The sequence below is a fragment of the Acidovorax sp. 69 genome (assembly GCF_002797445.1).
Classification (GTDB): Bacteria; Pseudomonadota; Gammaproteobacteria; order Burkholderiales; family Burkholderiaceae_C; genus Acidovorax.
Genome location: NZ_PGEP01000001.1, coordinates 943,245 through 958,305, shown reverse-complemented (window position 1 = coordinate 958,305; position 15,061 = coordinate 943,245). Strand labels below are relative to the sequence as shown.

11 protein-coding genes are annotated in these 15,061 nt (G+C 64.1%); 10 read left to right on the top strand and 1 reads right to left on the bottom strand.

All coding sequences use genetic code 11. The features are described 5' to 3' along the window. Nucleotides 1-9 precede the first annotated feature (9 nt). Nucleotides 10-828: an SDR family NAD(P)-dependent oxidoreductase gene (locus CLU85_RS04465; RefSeq protein ID WP_100409229.1), complete on the top strand. Its 819-nt coding sequence runs from the start codon at nucleotides 10-12 to the stop codon at nucleotides 826-828. A gap of 1,128 nt (nucleotides 829-1,956) precedes the next feature. Here the strand turns inward: CLU85_RS04465 and CLU85_RS04455 are convergent. Continuing rightward, nucleotides 1,957-2,919 (bottom strand): LysR family transcriptional regulator, encoded by a 963-nt coding sequence (locus CLU85_RS04455; protein WP_100409227.1) that lies wholly within the window; start codon nucleotides 2,917-2,919, stop codon nucleotides 1,957-1,959. A gap of 127 nt (nucleotides 2,920-3,046) precedes the next feature. Here CLU85_RS04455 and CLU85_RS04450 point away from each other — a divergent pair, with 127 nt between their 5' ends. The 9 genes from CLU85_RS04450 (at nucleotide 3,047) to CLU85_RS04410 (ending at nucleotide 15,008) form a co-directional block, all read left to right on the top strand. After that, nucleotides 3,047-4,498 carry an aldehyde dehydrogenase family protein gene (locus CLU85_RS04450; RefSeq protein ID WP_100409226.1) on the top strand — a complete coding sequence of 484 codons (1,452 nt, stop codon included), beginning with the start codon at nucleotides 3,047-3,049 and terminating at the stop codon, nucleotides 4,496-4,498. A 62-nt stretch (nucleotides 4,499-4,560) separates the two neighbouring features. Further along, nucleotides 4,561-5,526: an ABC transporter substrate-binding protein gene (locus tag CLU85_RS04445; RefSeq protein WP_100409225.1), complete on the top strand. Its 966-nt coding sequence runs from the start codon at nucleotides 4,561-4,563 to the stop codon at nucleotides 5,524-5,526. Nucleotides 5,527-5,677: 151 nt separating this feature from the next. After that, nucleotides 5,678-6,748, top strand: coding sequence for a multiple monosaccharide ABC transporter substrate-binding protein (gene chvE, locus CLU85_RS04440; RefSeq protein WP_100409224.1), 1,071 nt, complete (start codon nucleotides 5,678-5,680; stop codon nucleotides 6,746-6,748). Between the two features lie 118 nt (nucleotides 6,749-6,866). Continuing rightward, nucleotides 6,867-8,384, top strand: coding sequence for a multiple monosaccharide ABC transporter ATP-binding protein (mmsA, locus tag CLU85_RS04435; protein WP_100409223.1), 1,518 nt, complete (start codon nucleotides 6,867-6,869; stop codon nucleotides 8,382-8,384). 1 nt (nucleotide 8,385) lies between these two features. Beyond that, on the top strand, nucleotides 8,386-9,615 hold the full coding sequence (mmsB, locus tag CLU85_RS04430) for a multiple monosaccharide ABC transporter permease (RefSeq protein ID WP_100409222.1): 1,230 nt from the start codon (nucleotides 8,386-8,388) through the stop codon (nucleotides 9,613-9,615). Then, nucleotides 9,612-11,165: a sugar ABC transporter ATP-binding protein gene (locus CLU85_RS04425; protein WP_232727727.1), complete on the top strand. Its 1,554-nt coding sequence runs from the start codon at nucleotides 9,612-9,614 to the stop codon at nucleotides 11,163-11,165. The genes mmsB and CLU85_RS04425 overlap by 4 nt, the downstream gene beginning before the upstream one ends. Further along, complete coding sequence (locus tag CLU85_RS04420) at nucleotides 11,158-12,210, top strand: ABC transporter permease (RefSeq protein ID WP_100409221.1); 1,053 nt, start codon at nucleotides 11,158-11,160, stop codon at nucleotides 12,208-12,210. The genes CLU85_RS04425 and CLU85_RS04420 overlap by 8 nt, the downstream gene beginning before the upstream one ends. Beyond that, nucleotides 12,207-13,241, top strand: a complete 1,035-nt coding sequence (yjfF, locus tag CLU85_RS04415) for a galactofuranose ABC transporter, permease protein YjfF (protein ID WP_100409220.1) — start codon at nucleotides 12,207-12,209, stop codon at nucleotides 13,239-13,241. The genes CLU85_RS04420 and yjfF overlap by 4 nt, the downstream gene beginning before the upstream one ends. A 33-nt stretch (nucleotides 13,242-13,274) precedes the next feature. Continuing rightward, on the top strand, nucleotides 13,275-15,008 hold the full coding sequence (locus CLU85_RS04410) for an IlvD/Edd family dehydratase (protein ID WP_100409219.1): 1,734 nt from the start codon (nucleotides 13,275-13,277) through the stop codon (nucleotides 15,006-15,008). Nucleotides 15,009-15,061: the final 53 nt, after the last annotated feature.

Below are 15,061 nucleotides of genomic sequence, written 5' to 3'. Positions count from 1 at the left end.
AATATTGATATGACACATTCTTCAGACACCGATCTCTCTCCATCCTCCACTGCGGCCGGGTCGCAGGGTTTGTCGCGATTTCCCAGCCTGAGCGGTCGCTCGGTGTTCGTCACGGGCGGTGGCAGCGGCATTGGCGCCGCCATCGTGGCGGCATTTGCCAAACAGGGCGCCCGCGTCGCCTTTGTGGACGTGGCCCGCGAGGCCAGCGAGGCGCTGGCGCAGCAACTGGCCGACGCCGGCATGCAGCGCCCCTGGTGGCGGGCCTGCGATGTGCGCGACATCGCGGCCCTGCAGGCCTGCGTCGCCGACGCTGCGGCTGAGCTCGGCGACTTTTCAGTGCTGGTGAACAACGTGGCCAGCGACGATCGCCACACGCTGGAATCCGTCACGCCCGCCTACTACGATGAGCGCATGGCCATCAATGAGCGCCCGGCCTTCTTCGCCATCCAGTCGGTGGTGCCGGGCATGCGCAGGCTGGGTGGGGGGTCGGTGATCAACCTGGGCTCTACCGGCTGGCAAGGCAAGGGGGCGGGCTACCCCTGCTATGCCATTGCCAAGTCATCGGTGAACGGCCTCACGCGCGGGCTGGCCAAAACCCTGGGGCAGGACCGGATTCGCATCAACACGGTGTCGCCTGGCTGGGTGATGACGGAGCGGCAGATCAAGCTGTGGCTGGACGCCGAGGGCGAGAAGGAACTGGCGCGCAATCAGTGCCTGCCGGACAAGCTGCGGCCGCAGGACATTGCGCGGATGGTGTTGTTTTTGGCGTCGGATGATGCGGCGATGTGCACGGCGCAGGAGTTCAAGGTGGATGCGGGGTGGGTTTGATTTTTTTGTTCAGATTCGGTGTTAGTGCTTATCTGGAAAGCACTAATAGCTATTGTTTTTGTAGTACTGGAGCGTTTTTCAATGTCTCTTTGGGCTGAGCTTGTTGAAGCCTGTGCGCCCGCACCATCCGTTCGGGCTGAGCTTGTCTAAGCCTTGCGCCCCCTCCATCCGTTCGGGCTGAGCTTGTCGAAGCTTTGCGTGCTGGTTGCAGAGGCGTGCTTGGGTTGAGGGCGGAGGCCGGGGTGTGCGCCCGGCGGCGCAGTGGCTTTCTTTTGCTTCGCCAAAAGAAAGTCACCAAAGAAAAGGCGACCCTACACGCTGCGTCCCCACACGCCCTTGCGGGCGCGAGGGGCAACCTGCGGTGCTCGCGTCCAGCGGGGTCTCGCTCGAACTCGCTGCGCTCAGACAATCGCGAGCCCTGATCCGCTGGCCCCTGCGCTCCTCGGCGCATCCTGAAGGGAACCCGGGGAGCGGACATCCACGCGGGCCATTGCTTCGCTCGGCCCCGAACGCGCGGGCGCAAGCGCTTCGCGCTGCGCAGCCTGGGCCGAGCGAAGCGATGGCCCGAATGGATGTCCGGCTGTTTGGCTGTTTGGCTGTCCGGCTGTTTGGCTGTTGGGCTCCCCACCCCTGCTGGCTGCGCCTGCGGCGGGGCGGTTGCGGGGTGAGCACGCGCGTCGGAGCGCGCGTGCCTCGTGAACTGACTCGCCGTGGTTGTCCGAGCGGCGCGCGCAGCGCACAGCGAGTTCCACGGCGCACCCCGCAACCGACCCGCCGCAGGTCGCCCCGTAGCGCAGCGCAGGGGTCGCAGACTGGGGGTCGCCTTTTCTTTGGTGACTTTCTTTTGGCGAAGCAAAAGAAAGTCACTCGCCCGCCGGGGCGACAACCCGGCCTCCGCACTCAAGACGAGCATGCTTCTCAAACCAGCACGCCCAAGCGTCGACGGGCTCAGCCTGAACGGGTGGGCGGCATGCCCAGGCTTCGACAGGCTCAGCCCGAACGGTTAGGGGGCAGGCGCACAGCTTCGACAAGCTCAGCCCTAACGGTTGGGAGGAAATCAATCACTACAAAAATAATAGCGCCTAGTGCTTTATGGATAAGCACCAGAGCCCAATTTCATCAAAAAAATCAATCCCCAACCTCCAACCGCCTTCCGTACTGCACCAGACTCGTCTGCTTCAACGCCTTCATCATCACCTTCGCCGCCGGCGACAGCAATCTGTCCGACCGCGTGATGATCCCGAACGCATCCATGTGGCACGGCATCGCCAGCGGCAGCACCGTCACAATCCCGTGCGCCGCGTAGTAATGCGCCACATCTGCCCCCACCACCGCAATCATGTCGCTCTGCTGCAGCATGCGCGTGATGAACAACAGGGCTGATGTCTCCACCGTGTGCAGTGGCGGCGCCAGCCCATCCTGCTGGAACATCAGGTCAAACCGGTGCCGCAACACGCTGCCCGCAGGCGGCACGATCCAGCCCGCCGACACGACATCGCGCAGCGTCAGCCCGCTCATGCTCGACAGCGGGTGGCCGGGGCGCGTGATGGCGCAGACCAGCTCCTCCGTCAGCGGCTCGTAGCGCAGGTTGCCCTTGTCATGCTCCTCATACAGGCGGCCCACCACGATGTCGAGCTTGCCCTGCTCCAGCCGCTCCAGCAGCACAGGGCTGGTTTCAATGTCGAGCGAGATGCGCAGGCTGGGGTGCTCCTGCTTGACCAGCGCCACGGCAGCGGGCAGCAGGCTCAGGCCAGGGGAGGTGATGGCGCCAATGCCCACCTGGCCGTAATGGCCGGTCTTGAGCGCACCGATCTCGTCGTGCGCCTGGTTCAGGCTGGCCAGGGCCATGCGGGCGTGCCGGATCATGGTCTCGCCATACCAGGTGGGGCGCATGCCGCGCGGCAGACGCTCGAACAGCGGCACCTCCAGCACATCCTCCAGGTCCTTGAGCAGCTTGGACGCCGCCGGCTGGGTCATGCTGAGCACCTGGGCAGCGCGGTGGATGTTGCCTTCTTCTGCCAGCGCCACCAGCAGCAAAAGCTGGCGCGTCTTGAGGCGGGCGCGGATGAACCAGTGGTTGTAGGTGCTCATGGCGAGGGTGATCGAGGAGGGGTTTTCCAGAATGCAAAGATAGATATCTATTTTGTCTAAAAAACGATTGGATTGATATCAAAACCTTCCATAGACTTCGCCGCAACTGCAACAAAGGCCTCTCTCCATGAAGCTCGGCGACCTCCAGCTCAGCCCCCGGCACCTGATCAACGGCCGGTGGGAAATCGGCACCACCAGCGGTATCAGCACCAACCCGTCGGACACCCGCGAAGTGGTGGCCGAGTACGCCCGCGCCGACCGCAACGAGACCGAGCTGGCGGTGCGCGCCGCCGCCGACGCCTTGCCCACCTGGAGCCAGAGCACCCCACAACGCCGCGCCGATGTGCTGGACCTCATCGGCAGCGAGCTGCTGGCGCGCAAGGACGAGCTGGGCGCACTGCTGGCCCGCGAGGAAGGCAAGACCCTGCCCGAGGCCGTGGCCGAAGTGGCACGCAGCGGGCAAATCTTCAAGTTTTTTGCAGGCGAGGCCCTGCGCATCCCCGGCGAGCTGATGGCCTCTGTGCGCCAGGGCGTGCAGGTGGACGTGACCCGCGAGCCCGTGGGCGTGGTGGGCATCATCGCGCCGTGGAACTTCCCGTTTGCCATCCCGGCCTGGAAAATCGCACCGGCCCTGGCCTACGGCAACACCGTGGTCTTCAAGCCTGCCGAACTGGTGCCTGCCTGTGGCTGGGCGCTGGCCGAAATCATCAGCCGCAGCGGCTTGCCGGCCGGTGCCTTCAACCTCGTCATGGGCAGCGGCCGCGAGGTGGGCCAGACATTGGTAGACCACCCGCTGGTCAACGCGCTGAGCTTCACTGGATCCGTGGCCACCGGCGAACGCATCCTGCGCGCCACCAGCCAGCGCCGCGCCAAGGTGCAGCTGGAGATGGGTGGCAAGAACCCGCTGATCGTGCTGGCCGACGCCGACATGGACCAGGCCATCGACTGCGCACTGCAGGGCTCGTATTTCTCCACCGGCCAGCGCTGCACGGCATCCAGCCGCCTCATCGTCGAAGGCAGCGTGCACGAGGCCTTTGTGGCCCGACTGCGTCAGCGGCTGGTCAACCTGAAAGTGGGCCACGCGCTGGAGCGCGGCACAGAAATGGGCCCTGTGGTGGACAGCAACCAGCTGGCGCAGAACCTGGGCTACATCGACATGGCGAAGAGCGAGGGAGCGGAGCATGTCTGGGGTGGCGAGCGCATCGAGCGCGCGACGCCTGGCCATTACATGAGCCCAGCCCTGTTCCTGGCCCGCCCCGAGCACCGCATTGCACGCGAGGAAATCTTTGGCCCCGTGGCCTGCGTGCTGCGCGCCGACGACTACGAGCACGCGCTGGCCCTGGCCAATGACACGCCTTACGGCCTGTGTGCCGGCATCTGCACCACGTCGCTCAAGCACGCCATGCATTTCAAGCGCCACGCGGTCGTGGGCATGACCATGGTGAACCTGCCCACGGCGGGGGTGGACTTTCATGTGCCCTTCGGCGGGCGCAAGGAATCGAGCCATGGACCGCGTGAACAGGGCCGGTATGCCGCCGAGTTCTACACCACCGTCAAGACCGGCTACATGCTGGCCTGACGCCTTCGAACAGGTTCCGATTGCCTGCAATTTCCATCCATAACAGCAAAGGAGACAAAACCATGAAACTGAACCGTCGCACCCTCGTATCCGCCATGGCCAGCGCGCCGCTGGCAAGCCTGCTCCCCGCATCTGCCTGGGCACAAAAGCCCATCGTGCTGGGCTTCAGCCAGGTGGGGGCCGAAAGCGAATGGCGCACCGCCAACACCGAGTCGATCAAGTCGGCCGCAAAAGAGGCGGGTATTGAACTGAAGTTCTCGGACGCACAGCAAAAGCAAGAGAACCAGATCAAGGCCATCCGCTCCTTCATTGCCCAGAAGGTCGATGTGATTGCGTTCTCACCCGTGGTCGAGTCCGGCTGGGAACCCGTGCTGCGCGAGGCCAAGGCCGCCAAGATTCCCGTGGTGCTGACCGACCGCTCGGTCAACGTCAAGGACACCTCGCTGTACGTGACCTTCATGGGCTCGGACTTTGTGGAAGAAGGCCGCAAAGCCGGCCGCTGGCTGATCGAGAAGATGAAAGACCAGAAGGGCGAGGTCAATATCGTCGAGCTGCAAGGCACCGTGGGATCGGCCCCCGCCATCGATCGCAAGAAGGGCTTTGAAGAAGTCGTCAAGGCAGACCCCAAGTTCAAGATCATCCGCTCGCAGACCGGCGATTTCACGCGCGCCAAGGGCAAGGAAGTGATGGAAGCCTTCCTGAAAGCCGAGGGCAAGAAGATCAACGTGCTGTATGCGCACAACGACGACATGGCCATCGGCGCGATCCAGGCCATCGAGGAAGCAGGCCTCAAGCCCGCCAAGGACATCACCATCATCTCCATCGACGCGGTCAAGGGCGCCTTCGAAGCCATGATCGCCGGCAAGCTGAACGTGAGCGTGGAGTGCAGCCCCCTGCTAGGCGCGCAGCTGATGGCCGCGGTCAAAGACATCAAGGCGGGCAAGGCGGTGCAAAAACGCATCGTGACGGAAGAAGGCATCTTCCCGATGGAGGTCGCGGCCAAAGAGTTCCCGAACCGCAAGTATTGAGAACGGCAGGCGTCAAGAACGCACCCACCCGTTCACGCTGAGCCTGTTGAAGCGCCGCGCAAGGCTTCGACAAGCTCAGCCCGAACGGTTTCAAAAACCACCCGCCCGCTGCAATGGCGCAGGTATTCCAACAAGCAGGAGACGACAACAAATGAAGCGTGCAATTTTCAAGGCCGTGTTGGCCACCATGGCGATCGCTGCCGTCGGCGCCACATCGTTGGCATCGGCGCAAGACAAGGGCAGCATCGGTATCTCGATGCCCACCAAGTCCTCGTCGCGCTGGATCGCCGACGGCGACAACATGGTCAAGGTGCTCAAGGAGCGTGGCTACAAGACCGACCTGCAGTACGCCGACGACGACATCCCGAACCAGCTGGCGCAGATCGAGAACATGATCACCAAGGGCGCCAAGGTACTGGTGATTGCGTCCATCGACGGCACCACCCTGTCGCGCGTGCTGCAAAGCGCGGCAGACAAGGGCGTGAAGGTCGTCGCGTATGACCGCCTCATCAAAGGATCGAAGAACGTGGACTACTACGCCACGTTCGACAACTTCCAGGTCGGCGTCCTGCAGGCCACATCCATCGTGGACAAGCTGGGCCTCAAGCAGGGCAAGGGCCCGTTCAACATCGAGCTGTTTGGCGGTTCGCCCGACGACAACAACGCCTTCTTCTTCTATGACGGTGCCATGAGCGTGCTGCAGCCGTACCTGGACAGCGGCAAACTGGTGGTGCGCAGCAAGCAGACCGGCATGAACAAGGTGGGCACGCTGCGCTGGGACGGCTCCGTGGCCCAGGCGCGCATGGACAACCTGCTCTCGGCCTACTACAGCAAGGACAAGGTCCACGCGGTGCTGTCGCCCTATGACGGCCTCTCGATCGGCATCCTGTCGTCTTTGAAGGGTGTGGGCTATTGCACGGCGCAACAGCCCTGCCCCGTGGTCAGCGGACAGGACGCAGAACTGCCTTCGGTCAAGTCCATCCTCAAGGGTGAACAGGCCTCCACCGTGTTCAAGGACACGCGCGAACTGGCCAAGGTGGCCGCCAACATGGTGGACGCCACGCTGTCGGGCAAGCAGCCCGAGATCAACGACACCAAAACGTACAACAACGGCGTGAAAGTGGTGCCCTCGTACCTGCTCAAGCCCGTGTCGGTGGACGCATCCAATTGGAACGCTGTGCTGGTGGGCAGCGGCTACTACAAGGAATCGCAGGTCAAGTAGCAAGCGCGGCATCGGGGGGGCGCTGCATGCGCGCCCCGATGCCAGCCATCTTGAGGGAGTCCTGCGAAGCCCCGTCAGAGGTTGCAGGCTCCCACGGCTCCACGCACAAGCGCAGAACATGATTCTTGAAATGCGGGATATCCGCAAAACTTTTCCTGGAGTGGTGGCGCTGAACAAGGTGAACCTGCGCGTGCGGGCGGGCGAGATCCACGCCATCGTGGGCGAGAACGGCGCCGGCAAATCGACCCTGATGAAGGTGCTCTCCGGTGTCTATCCGCATGGCAGTTACAGCGGAGACATCGTGTTGGATGGGCAGGAGCGCCGCTTTCAGGGCATCCGTGACAGCGAGCACCAGGGCGTGATCATCATCCACCAGGAGCTGGCGCTGGTGCCCCTTTTGTCCATCGCAGAGAACATTTTCCTGGGCAACGAGACCGCGCGCTGCGGCGTCATCGACTGGATGGCCGCACATAGCAAGACCCAAGCATTGCTGGCCAAGGTGGGCCTGCGCGAATCTCCCGATACCCCGGTGGTGCAGCTGGGCGTGGGCAAGCAGCAGCTGGTGGAAATCGCCAAGGCCCTGTCGCGTGAAGTGCGCCTGCTGATTCTGGACGAGCCCACCGCCAGCCTCAACGAAAACGACAGCCAGGCGCTGCTGGACCTGCTGCTCGAACTCAAAGGGCAGGGCATCACCTGCATCCTGATTTCGCACAAGCTCAACGAAATCTCCCGCGTGGCCGACTCCATCACCGTGCTGCGCGATGGCAGCACCGTAGAGACCCTGGACTGCCGCAACAGTGCTGTGAGCGAGGACCGCGTGATCCAGGCCATGGTCGGCCGCGAGATGGACGACCGCTACCCTCGGCGCCAGCCCGACATCGGAGAGACCGTTTTCGAGGTGCGCGACTGGCACGCCTACCCCCCCCAAAACAGCGAGCGTGAGTTCCTCAGGGGCATCCACTTGCATGTTAAGCGTGGCGAAATTGTCGGCATTGCCGGCCTGATGGGCGCAGGCCGCACCGAGCTGGCCATGAGCATCTTTGGCCGCTCCTGGGGCCGCCGCATCAGCGGCGAGGTGCGACTGCACGGCCAGCCCATCGACGTGAGCACTGTGGAGAAGGCCGTGCGCCATGGCCTGGCCTATGTGACGGAAGACCGCAAGGGCAATGGACTGGTGCTGAACGAAGACATTCAGTTCAACACCTCCCTCGCACACCTCAAGGGGGTGTCTTTCGCGAGCGTGATCGACAGCGGCCGTGAACATGAGATTGCGCAGAACTACCGCGAAAAGCTGCGCATCCGCTGCTCGGGGGTGGACCAGAAAACCCTCCAGCTCTCGGGCGGTAATCAGCAAAAAGTGGTACTGAGCAAATGGCTCTTTACCAACCCCGAGGTGCTCATCCTCGACGAGCCCACGCGCGGCATCGATGTGGGGGCCAAGTACGAGATCTACACCCTCATCGCCCAGCTGGCGGCCGAGGGCAAGTGTGTGATCGTGATTTCTTCCGAAATGCCTGAGTTGCTCGGAATCACGGACCGCATCTACGTGATGAACGAGGGACGCTTTGTGGCCGAAATGCCCACAAGCGAAGCCTCCCAGGAAAAGATCATGCGAGCGATTGTGAAAGCCAGTTGATATGAGCCAGACCACCCCCTCCCCCGCCAACCCCGTTGCAGAGAGCGCATCCCCCTCGGCGCCCCGCAACGACAAGCCTTTGCTGCACCATCTGCAGCACAACTTGCGCGAATACGGCATGTTGATCACGCTGGTGGCCATCATGGGCTTCTTCCAGTACATGACCGACGGCACGCTGATGCAGCCGCTCAACCTGACCAACCTGGTGCTGCAGAACAGCTACATCATCATCATGGCGCTGGGCATGCTGCTGGTGATCGTGGCGGGCCACATCGACCTGTCGGTGGGCTCGGTGTGTGGCTTCATTGGTGCGCTGGCCGCTGTGCTGATGGTGGAATACCAATGGCACTTTGTGCCCGCCACGTTGGTGTGCCTGCTGTGCGGCGGGCTGATTGGCGCGGTGCAGGGCAGCTTCGTGGCTTTCTCGCGCATTCCGTCGTTCATTGTCACGCTGGCGGGCATGCTGGTGTTCAAGGGCCTGGCACTGGCACTGCTGGCGGGCCAGTCGGTGGGGCCATTCCCCGCCACGTTCCAGATGCTCAGCTCGGGCTTCATTCCCGACCTTTTCAACATGGAGGGGCTGCGCCTGACCTCGCTGCTGCTGGGCGCCGCCGTGGCCGCAGCGCTTGCACTGGGTGGCCTGCGCGAACGCGCCAACCGCCTGCGGCATGGGGTGCAGACCGAGCCCGCCAGCCTGTTCATCGCGCGCACCGTGGTATTTGGCGCTCTGCTGGTCTATTTCAGCTACCTCATGGCCTCGTACAAGGGCCTGCCCAACGTGCTCATCGTGATGGCGCTGCTCATCGTACTTTTCGACTTTGTCACCCGCCGCACTACCATCGGTCGCCGCATCTACGCCATGGGTGGCAACGAAAAGGCGGCCAAGCTCTCGGGCATCAAGACCGAACGCCTCACGCTGTATGCCTTCATCAACATGGGCGTGCTGGCAGCTCTGGCCGGGCTGGTATTTGCGGCGCGGCTCAACACCGCCACGCCCAAGGCGGGCTTGGGCTTTGAGCTGGACGTGATTGCAGCCTGCTTCATCGGCGGCGCATCGGCATCGGGCGGCGTGGGCAAGGTGATGGGCGCGGTCATCGGCGCCTTTGTGATGGGCGTGATGAACAACGGCATGTCCATCCTGGGCATCGGCATCGACTACCAGCAGGTCATCAAGGGCGTGGTGCTGCTGGCCGCCGTGCTCGTCGATGTTTACAACAAGAACAAGGCATGACGGCTGCCATGGACGCATCCACCGCTCACGCCCCTGCTGCTGCCCCGGTGCTGCAGCTCTCGGGCATCCACAAGCAGTTTGCTGGCATTCCTGTGCTGCGCGATGTGCAGCTCAACCTCTACCCTGGCGAGATCCATGCGCTGATGGGGCAGAACGGTGCGGGCAAGTCCACGCTCATTAAGGTTCTGACAGGCGTGCTCGAAGCCAGCGGCGGCCAGATGCGGCTGGGAGGGGAAGCCGTGTGGCCCGACTCGCCCCTGGCCGCGCAGCGCCTGGGCATCAGCACTGTGTACCAGGAGGTCAACCTCTGCGCCAACCTCTCGGTGGCCGAGAACATCTTTGCGGGCCGCTATCCACGTTGTGGCATCGCGCAGGGCTTTCGCATCGACTGGGCCACGCTGCACCAGCGTGCGCGGGATCTGGTGGCGCGCATTGGCTTGCAGATCGACGTCACCCGCCTGCTGTCGGACTTCCCTGTGGCCGTGCAGCAGCTGGTGGCCATTGCCCGGGCGCTCAGCATCGAAGCGCGCGTGCTGATCCTGGACGAGCCCACCTCCAGCCTGGACGACGACGAGGTGCAAAAGCTCTTTGAGGTGCTGCGTCGCCTGCGCGGCGATGGCCTGGCGATTGTTTTTGTGACGCATTTTTTGAACCAGGTCTATGCCGTGTCTGACCGCATCACCGTGCTGCGCAATGGCAGCTGGGTGGGCGAGTGGCGGGCGCAGGACCTGGGCCCGCAGGCACTGATCTCCGCCATGCTGGGCCGCGATCTGGCCGCCGCATCGACCGAGTCGGCGGTGTCGCCCGTGTTTGACACCCGCCAGACGACGTTGCTGCAAACCGAGGGCCTGGGGCAGGACGGTCAGTTGCAGCCGCTGGACCTGCAGATCCGCGCGGGCGAAGTGGTGGGCCTAGCGGGCTTGCTGGGCTCGGGCCGAACCGAGCTGGCGCGCCTGCTATTTGGCCTGGAGCAGCCCGACCGGGGCGCGCTGCGCATCGACGGACAGGTGGTGAAGTTCGCCAGCCCCATGGACGCCATCCGCCACGGCCTCGCGCTGTGCCCCGAAGAGCGCAAGACCGACGGCATCGTGGCCGAGCTGTCGGTGCGCGAAAACATTGCACTTGCGCTGCAGGCCCGCATGGGCGTGGGCAAATTTCTCTCGCGCGCCGAGCAGACGGCGTTGGCTGAGCGCTACGTGAAGCTGCTGGGCATCAAGACCGATAGCGTGGACAAGCCCATCGGCCTGCTCTCGGGCGGCAACCAGCAAAAAGCCATCCTCGCGCGGTGGATGGCCATCGAGCCGCGCCTGTTGATCCTGGACGAGCCCACGCGCGGCATCGACGTCGCAGCCAAGCAGGAAATCATGGAGCAGATCCTGCACTTGGCGCAAGCCGGCATGGCCGTGCTGTTCATCTCGTCCGAGATGAGCGAGGTGGTGCGCGTGGCCCATCGCATCGTGGTGCTTCGCGACCGCCGCAAGGTGGGTGAGCTGCCTGCGGGCAGCACTGAAGACGCCGTTTACGAACTCATCGCCGCCGAACATGCTTGAACGTTCCCCCTCTCCTTCCCTTTTAGCCGCGCTGCTGCGCCACCGCCTGGCGTGGCCCATCATCACGCTGCTGCTGTTGCTGGCTGTCAATACGGCCTTCAACGCCAGCTTCTTGCACATCGAATGGCGCGATGGACACCTGTACGGCAGCCTCATCGACATCCTGAACCGCGCCGCACCGCTGGTGCTGGTGTCGCTGGGCATGACGATGGTGATCGCCACGCGCGGCATCGACATTTCAGTGGGTGCGGTGGTGGCCATTTCCGCTGCTGTGGCGGCCTGGATGATCGGCGGCTCTGTGTCGGGCACCGAAAGCCGGTTCCCGCTGCCGGTAGCCATCCTGTGCGCCATCGGGGTGGCCCTGTTGTGTGGCCTGTGGAACGGCGTTCTGGTGGCCAAGGTAGGCATGCAGCCCATCATCGCCACGCTGATCCTCATGGTGGCGGGCCGGGGCATCGCCCAGCTCATCACCGACGGGCAAATCATCACCATCTACTACACGCCCTACTTCTTTATGGGTGGCGGCTATCTGGCGGGGCTGCCCTTCTCGCTGTTTGTAGTGGCAGCGGTGTTTGCCATCCTGTACCTCGCCATCACCCGCACGGCGCTGGGCTTGTTCGTCCAGGCAGTGGGCATCAACCCCACGGCGGCTCGCTTGGCGGGCGTGCAGGCGGGCCGGCTCATCGTGGCGGCGTACGCGTTCTGCGGCATCTGCGCAGGCGTTGCGGGGCTGCTGATCAGCTCCAACGTGAAGAGTGCGGACGGCAACAACGCCGGCCAACTGCTGGAGCTGGATGCCATTCTGGCCGTGACACTGGGTGGCACCGCCCTCACCGGCGGACGCTTCAGCCTGGTGGGCAGTGTGATCGGTGCGCTCATCATCCAGACGCTGACCTACGCCATTTATTCGCTGGGGGTTCCACCCGAGATCAACCTGGTGGTGAAGGCGGTGGTGGTGTTCGTGGTGATGCTGCTGCAGTCGCCCGAGTTTCGTGCACAAGTCGGCGCCATGACACGCCGCCCCGGTGCGGGAGCGCTGCAATGAGCGCCCTCCCCAAGACCGCAGGCTTCAGCACCGTGAGCCCCCCTGCCCCACAGGCCGCTGGGCGCGTCCGGTTCAACCCAAAGTACCTGCCGCTGGCCGCCACCATCTCACTGTTCGTGGCCATGGCCACGCTGGGTTCGGTGCTGTACACCGGGTTCTTCTCGGCCCAGGTGTTCCTCAACCTGCTGATCGACAACGCCTTCCTCATCATCGTGGCGGTGGGCATGACGTTCGTCATCCTGTCGGGCGGTATCGACCTGTCGGTGGGCTCGGTGGTGGCGCTGACCACCATGGTGCTGGCGGCACTGGTGGAGCACCGGGGCTGGAACCCGCTGGTGGCTGTGCCGTTGGTGCTGTTGATGGGCACGGCGTTTGGCGCGTTGATGGGCTTCCTCATCGAGCGCTTTCGGCTGCAGCCCTTCATCGTGACGCTCGCAGGCATGTTCCTGGCGCGGGGGCTGTGCTACCTGATCAGCATCGACTCGATCAGCATCACGCACGAAGGCTATTCGGAGTGGGCCCAGTGGCGCCTGCCTTTGTGGGAAGGCGCCTCGCTCTCGCTGGGCGCCCTCATTGCCATCGCGGTGCTGCTGGTGGCCCTGTTTGTAGCGCACTGCACACCGTTTGGCCGCAGCGTGTATGCGGTGGGTGGCAGCGAGCAATCGGCCGTGCTCATGGGCCTGCCGGTGCGCCGCACGCTGATCGGCGTGTACACGCTGTCGGGTTTTTGCTCAGCACTGGCGGGGGTGGTGTTCACGTTCTACATGCTCTCTGGCTATGGCCTGCATGCCGTGGGCATGGAGCTGGACGCGATTGCCGCCGTGGTGATTGGCGGCACGCTGCTCACGGGCGGGGTGGGCTATGTGGCCGGCACGCTGTTTGGCGTGCTCATGCTCGGAATCATCCAGACCCTGATCTCCTTCGACGGCACGCTCAGCTCCTGGTGGACGCGCATCGTCGTCGGTGTGCTCCTGTTCGTTTTCTGCCTGCTGCAGCGGCTGCTTTCACGCCGCTCGGGCAAGCCTCGCTGACTCTTTGTTCCCCTCTTTCTCTTGCACCCCACCATGACCACCTCCAAGCGCAAACTCCGCTCCGCCGAATGGTTCGGCACGGCCGACAAGAACGGCTTCATGTACCGCAGCTGGATGAAGAACCAGGGCATCCCGGACCACGCGTTCGACGGCCGCCCCGTGATCGGCATCTGCAACACCTGGTCCGAGCTGACCCCGTGCAACGCGCACTTCCGCAAGATTGCCGAGCATGTGAAGCGCGGCATTTACGAAGCGGGCGGCTTCCCCGTCGAATTTCCGGTGTTCTCCAACGGCGAATCCAACCTGCGCCCCACGGCCATGCTCACGCGCAACCTGGCCAGCATGGACGTGGAAGAAGCGATTCGCGGCAACCCCATCGACGCCGTGGTGCTGCTGGTGGGCTGCGACAAGACCACGCCTGCGCTCTTGATGGGCGCGGCCAGCTGCGATGTGCCCGCCATCGTGGTGACGGGCGGCCCCATGCTCAACGGCAAGCTTGGCGGCAAGGACATCGGCTCGGGCACGGCCGTGTGGCGGCTGCACGAATCGCTGAAAGCGGGCGAAATCAACGAGCACCAGTTCTTCGCAGCCGAGGCGGGCATGTCGCGCTCGGCCGGCACCTGCAACACCATGGGCACGGCCAGCACCATGGCCTGCATGGCCGAGGCACTGGGCACCTCGCTGCCGCACAACGCGGCCATCCCGGCGGTGGATTCGCGCCGTTACGTGCTGGCGCATATGTCGGGCAAACGCATTGTGGAGATGGCGCACGAAGGGCTCACGCTGTCGAAGATCCTCACGCGCGAGGCGTTCGAGAACGCCATCCGCACCAATGCCGCCATCGGTGGCTCGACCAACGCCGTGATTCACCTCAAGGCCATTGCCGGGCGCATGGGGGTGCCGCTGGACCTGGAAGACTGGACGCGCATTGGCCGTGGCACGCCCACGCTGGTGGACCTGCAGCCCTCGGGCCGTTTCCTGATGGAAGAGTTCTACTACGCGGGCGGCCTGCCCGCCGTGCTGCGCCGCCTGGGCGAACACAACCTGCTGCCCCATCCTGATGCACTCACTGTGAATGGCCGAAGCCTGTGGGACAACGTGCGCGAAGCCCCGCAGTACGACGACGAGGTGATCCGCCCGATCACCAACCCACTGATTGCCGACGGCGGCATCTGCATCCTGCGCGGCAACCTGTCGCCGCGCGGTGCGGTGCTCAAGCCATCGGCGGCATCGCCCGAGCTGCTCAAGCACCGGGGCCGCGCTGTGGTGTTCGAGAACCTGGAGCACTACAAGGAGCGCATCGTCGATGAGAACCTGGACATCGACGCCAGCTGCGTGATGGTGCTCAAGAACTGCGGCCCCAAGGGCTACCCCGGCATGGCCGAGGTGGGCAACATGGGCCTGCCACCCAAGCTGCTGCGCCAGGGTGTGAAAGACATGGTGCGCATCTCCGACGCGCGCATGAGCGGCACCGCCTACGGCACCGTGGTGCTGCACGTGGCGCCCGAAGCCGCTGCCGGTGGCCCATTGGCCGCCGTGCAAGACGGTGACTTCATCGAACTCGACTGCGAAGCGGGCCGCCTGCACCTGGACATCAGCGATGAAGAACTGGCCGCGCGCCTGGCCGCGCTGGCCAGCACCGACATGGGCGGGCGCGGTGGCTATCAGCGCCTGTATGTGGACCACGTGCTGCAGGCCGACGATGGCTGCGACTTCGACTTTCTGGTCGGCTGCCGAGGCGCTGCCGTGCCTCGCCACTCTCACTGATACCGACGGCCCACCAGCCACGGAGATTGCTACATATTTCATAGCTATTAGTG

Bases quoted from the DNA above. Each gene is read 5' to 3' on its own strand.
- mmsB (WP_100409222.1), top strand. From the start codon at position 8,386: ATGAGCCAGACCACCCCCTCCCCCGCCAACCCCGTTGCAGAGAGCGCA.
- CLU85_RS04410 (WP_100409219.1), top strand. From the start codon at position 13,275: ATGACCACCTCCAAGCGCAAACTCCGCTCCGCCGAATGGTTCGGCACG.
- yjfF (WP_100409220.1), top strand. From the start codon at position 12,207: ATGAGCGCCCTCCCCAAGACCGCAGGCTTCAGCACCGTGAGCCCCCCT.
- CLU85_RS04425 (WP_232727727.1), top strand. From the start codon at position 9,612: ATGACGGCTGCCATGGACGCATCCACCGCTCACGCCCCTGCTGCTGCC.
- CLU85_RS04465 (WP_100409229.1), top strand. From the start codon at position 10: ATGACACATTCTTCAGACACCGATCTCTCTCCATCCTCCACTGCGGCC.
- mmsA (WP_100409223.1), top strand. From the start codon at position 6,867: ATGATTCTTGAAATGCGGGATATCCGCAAAACTTTTCCTGGAGTGGTG.
- CLU85_RS04450 (WP_100409226.1), top strand. From the start codon at position 3,047: ATGAAGCTCGGCGACCTCCAGCTCAGCCCCCGGCACCTGATCAACGGC.
- CLU85_RS04455 (WP_100409227.1), bottom strand. From the start codon at position 2,919: ATGAGCACCTACAACCACTGGTTCATCCGCGCCCGCCTCAAGACGCGC.
- CLU85_RS04445 (WP_100409225.1), top strand. From the start codon at position 4,561: ATGAAACTGAACCGTCGCACCCTCGTATCCGCCATGGCCAGCGCGCCG.
- CLU85_RS04420 (WP_100409221.1), top strand. From the start codon at position 11,158: ATGCTTGAACGTTCCCCCTCTCCTTCCCTTTTAGCCGCGCTGCTGCGC.
- chvE (WP_100409224.1), top strand. From the start codon at position 5,678: ATGAAGCGTGCAATTTTCAAGGCCGTGTTGGCCACCATGGCGATCGCT.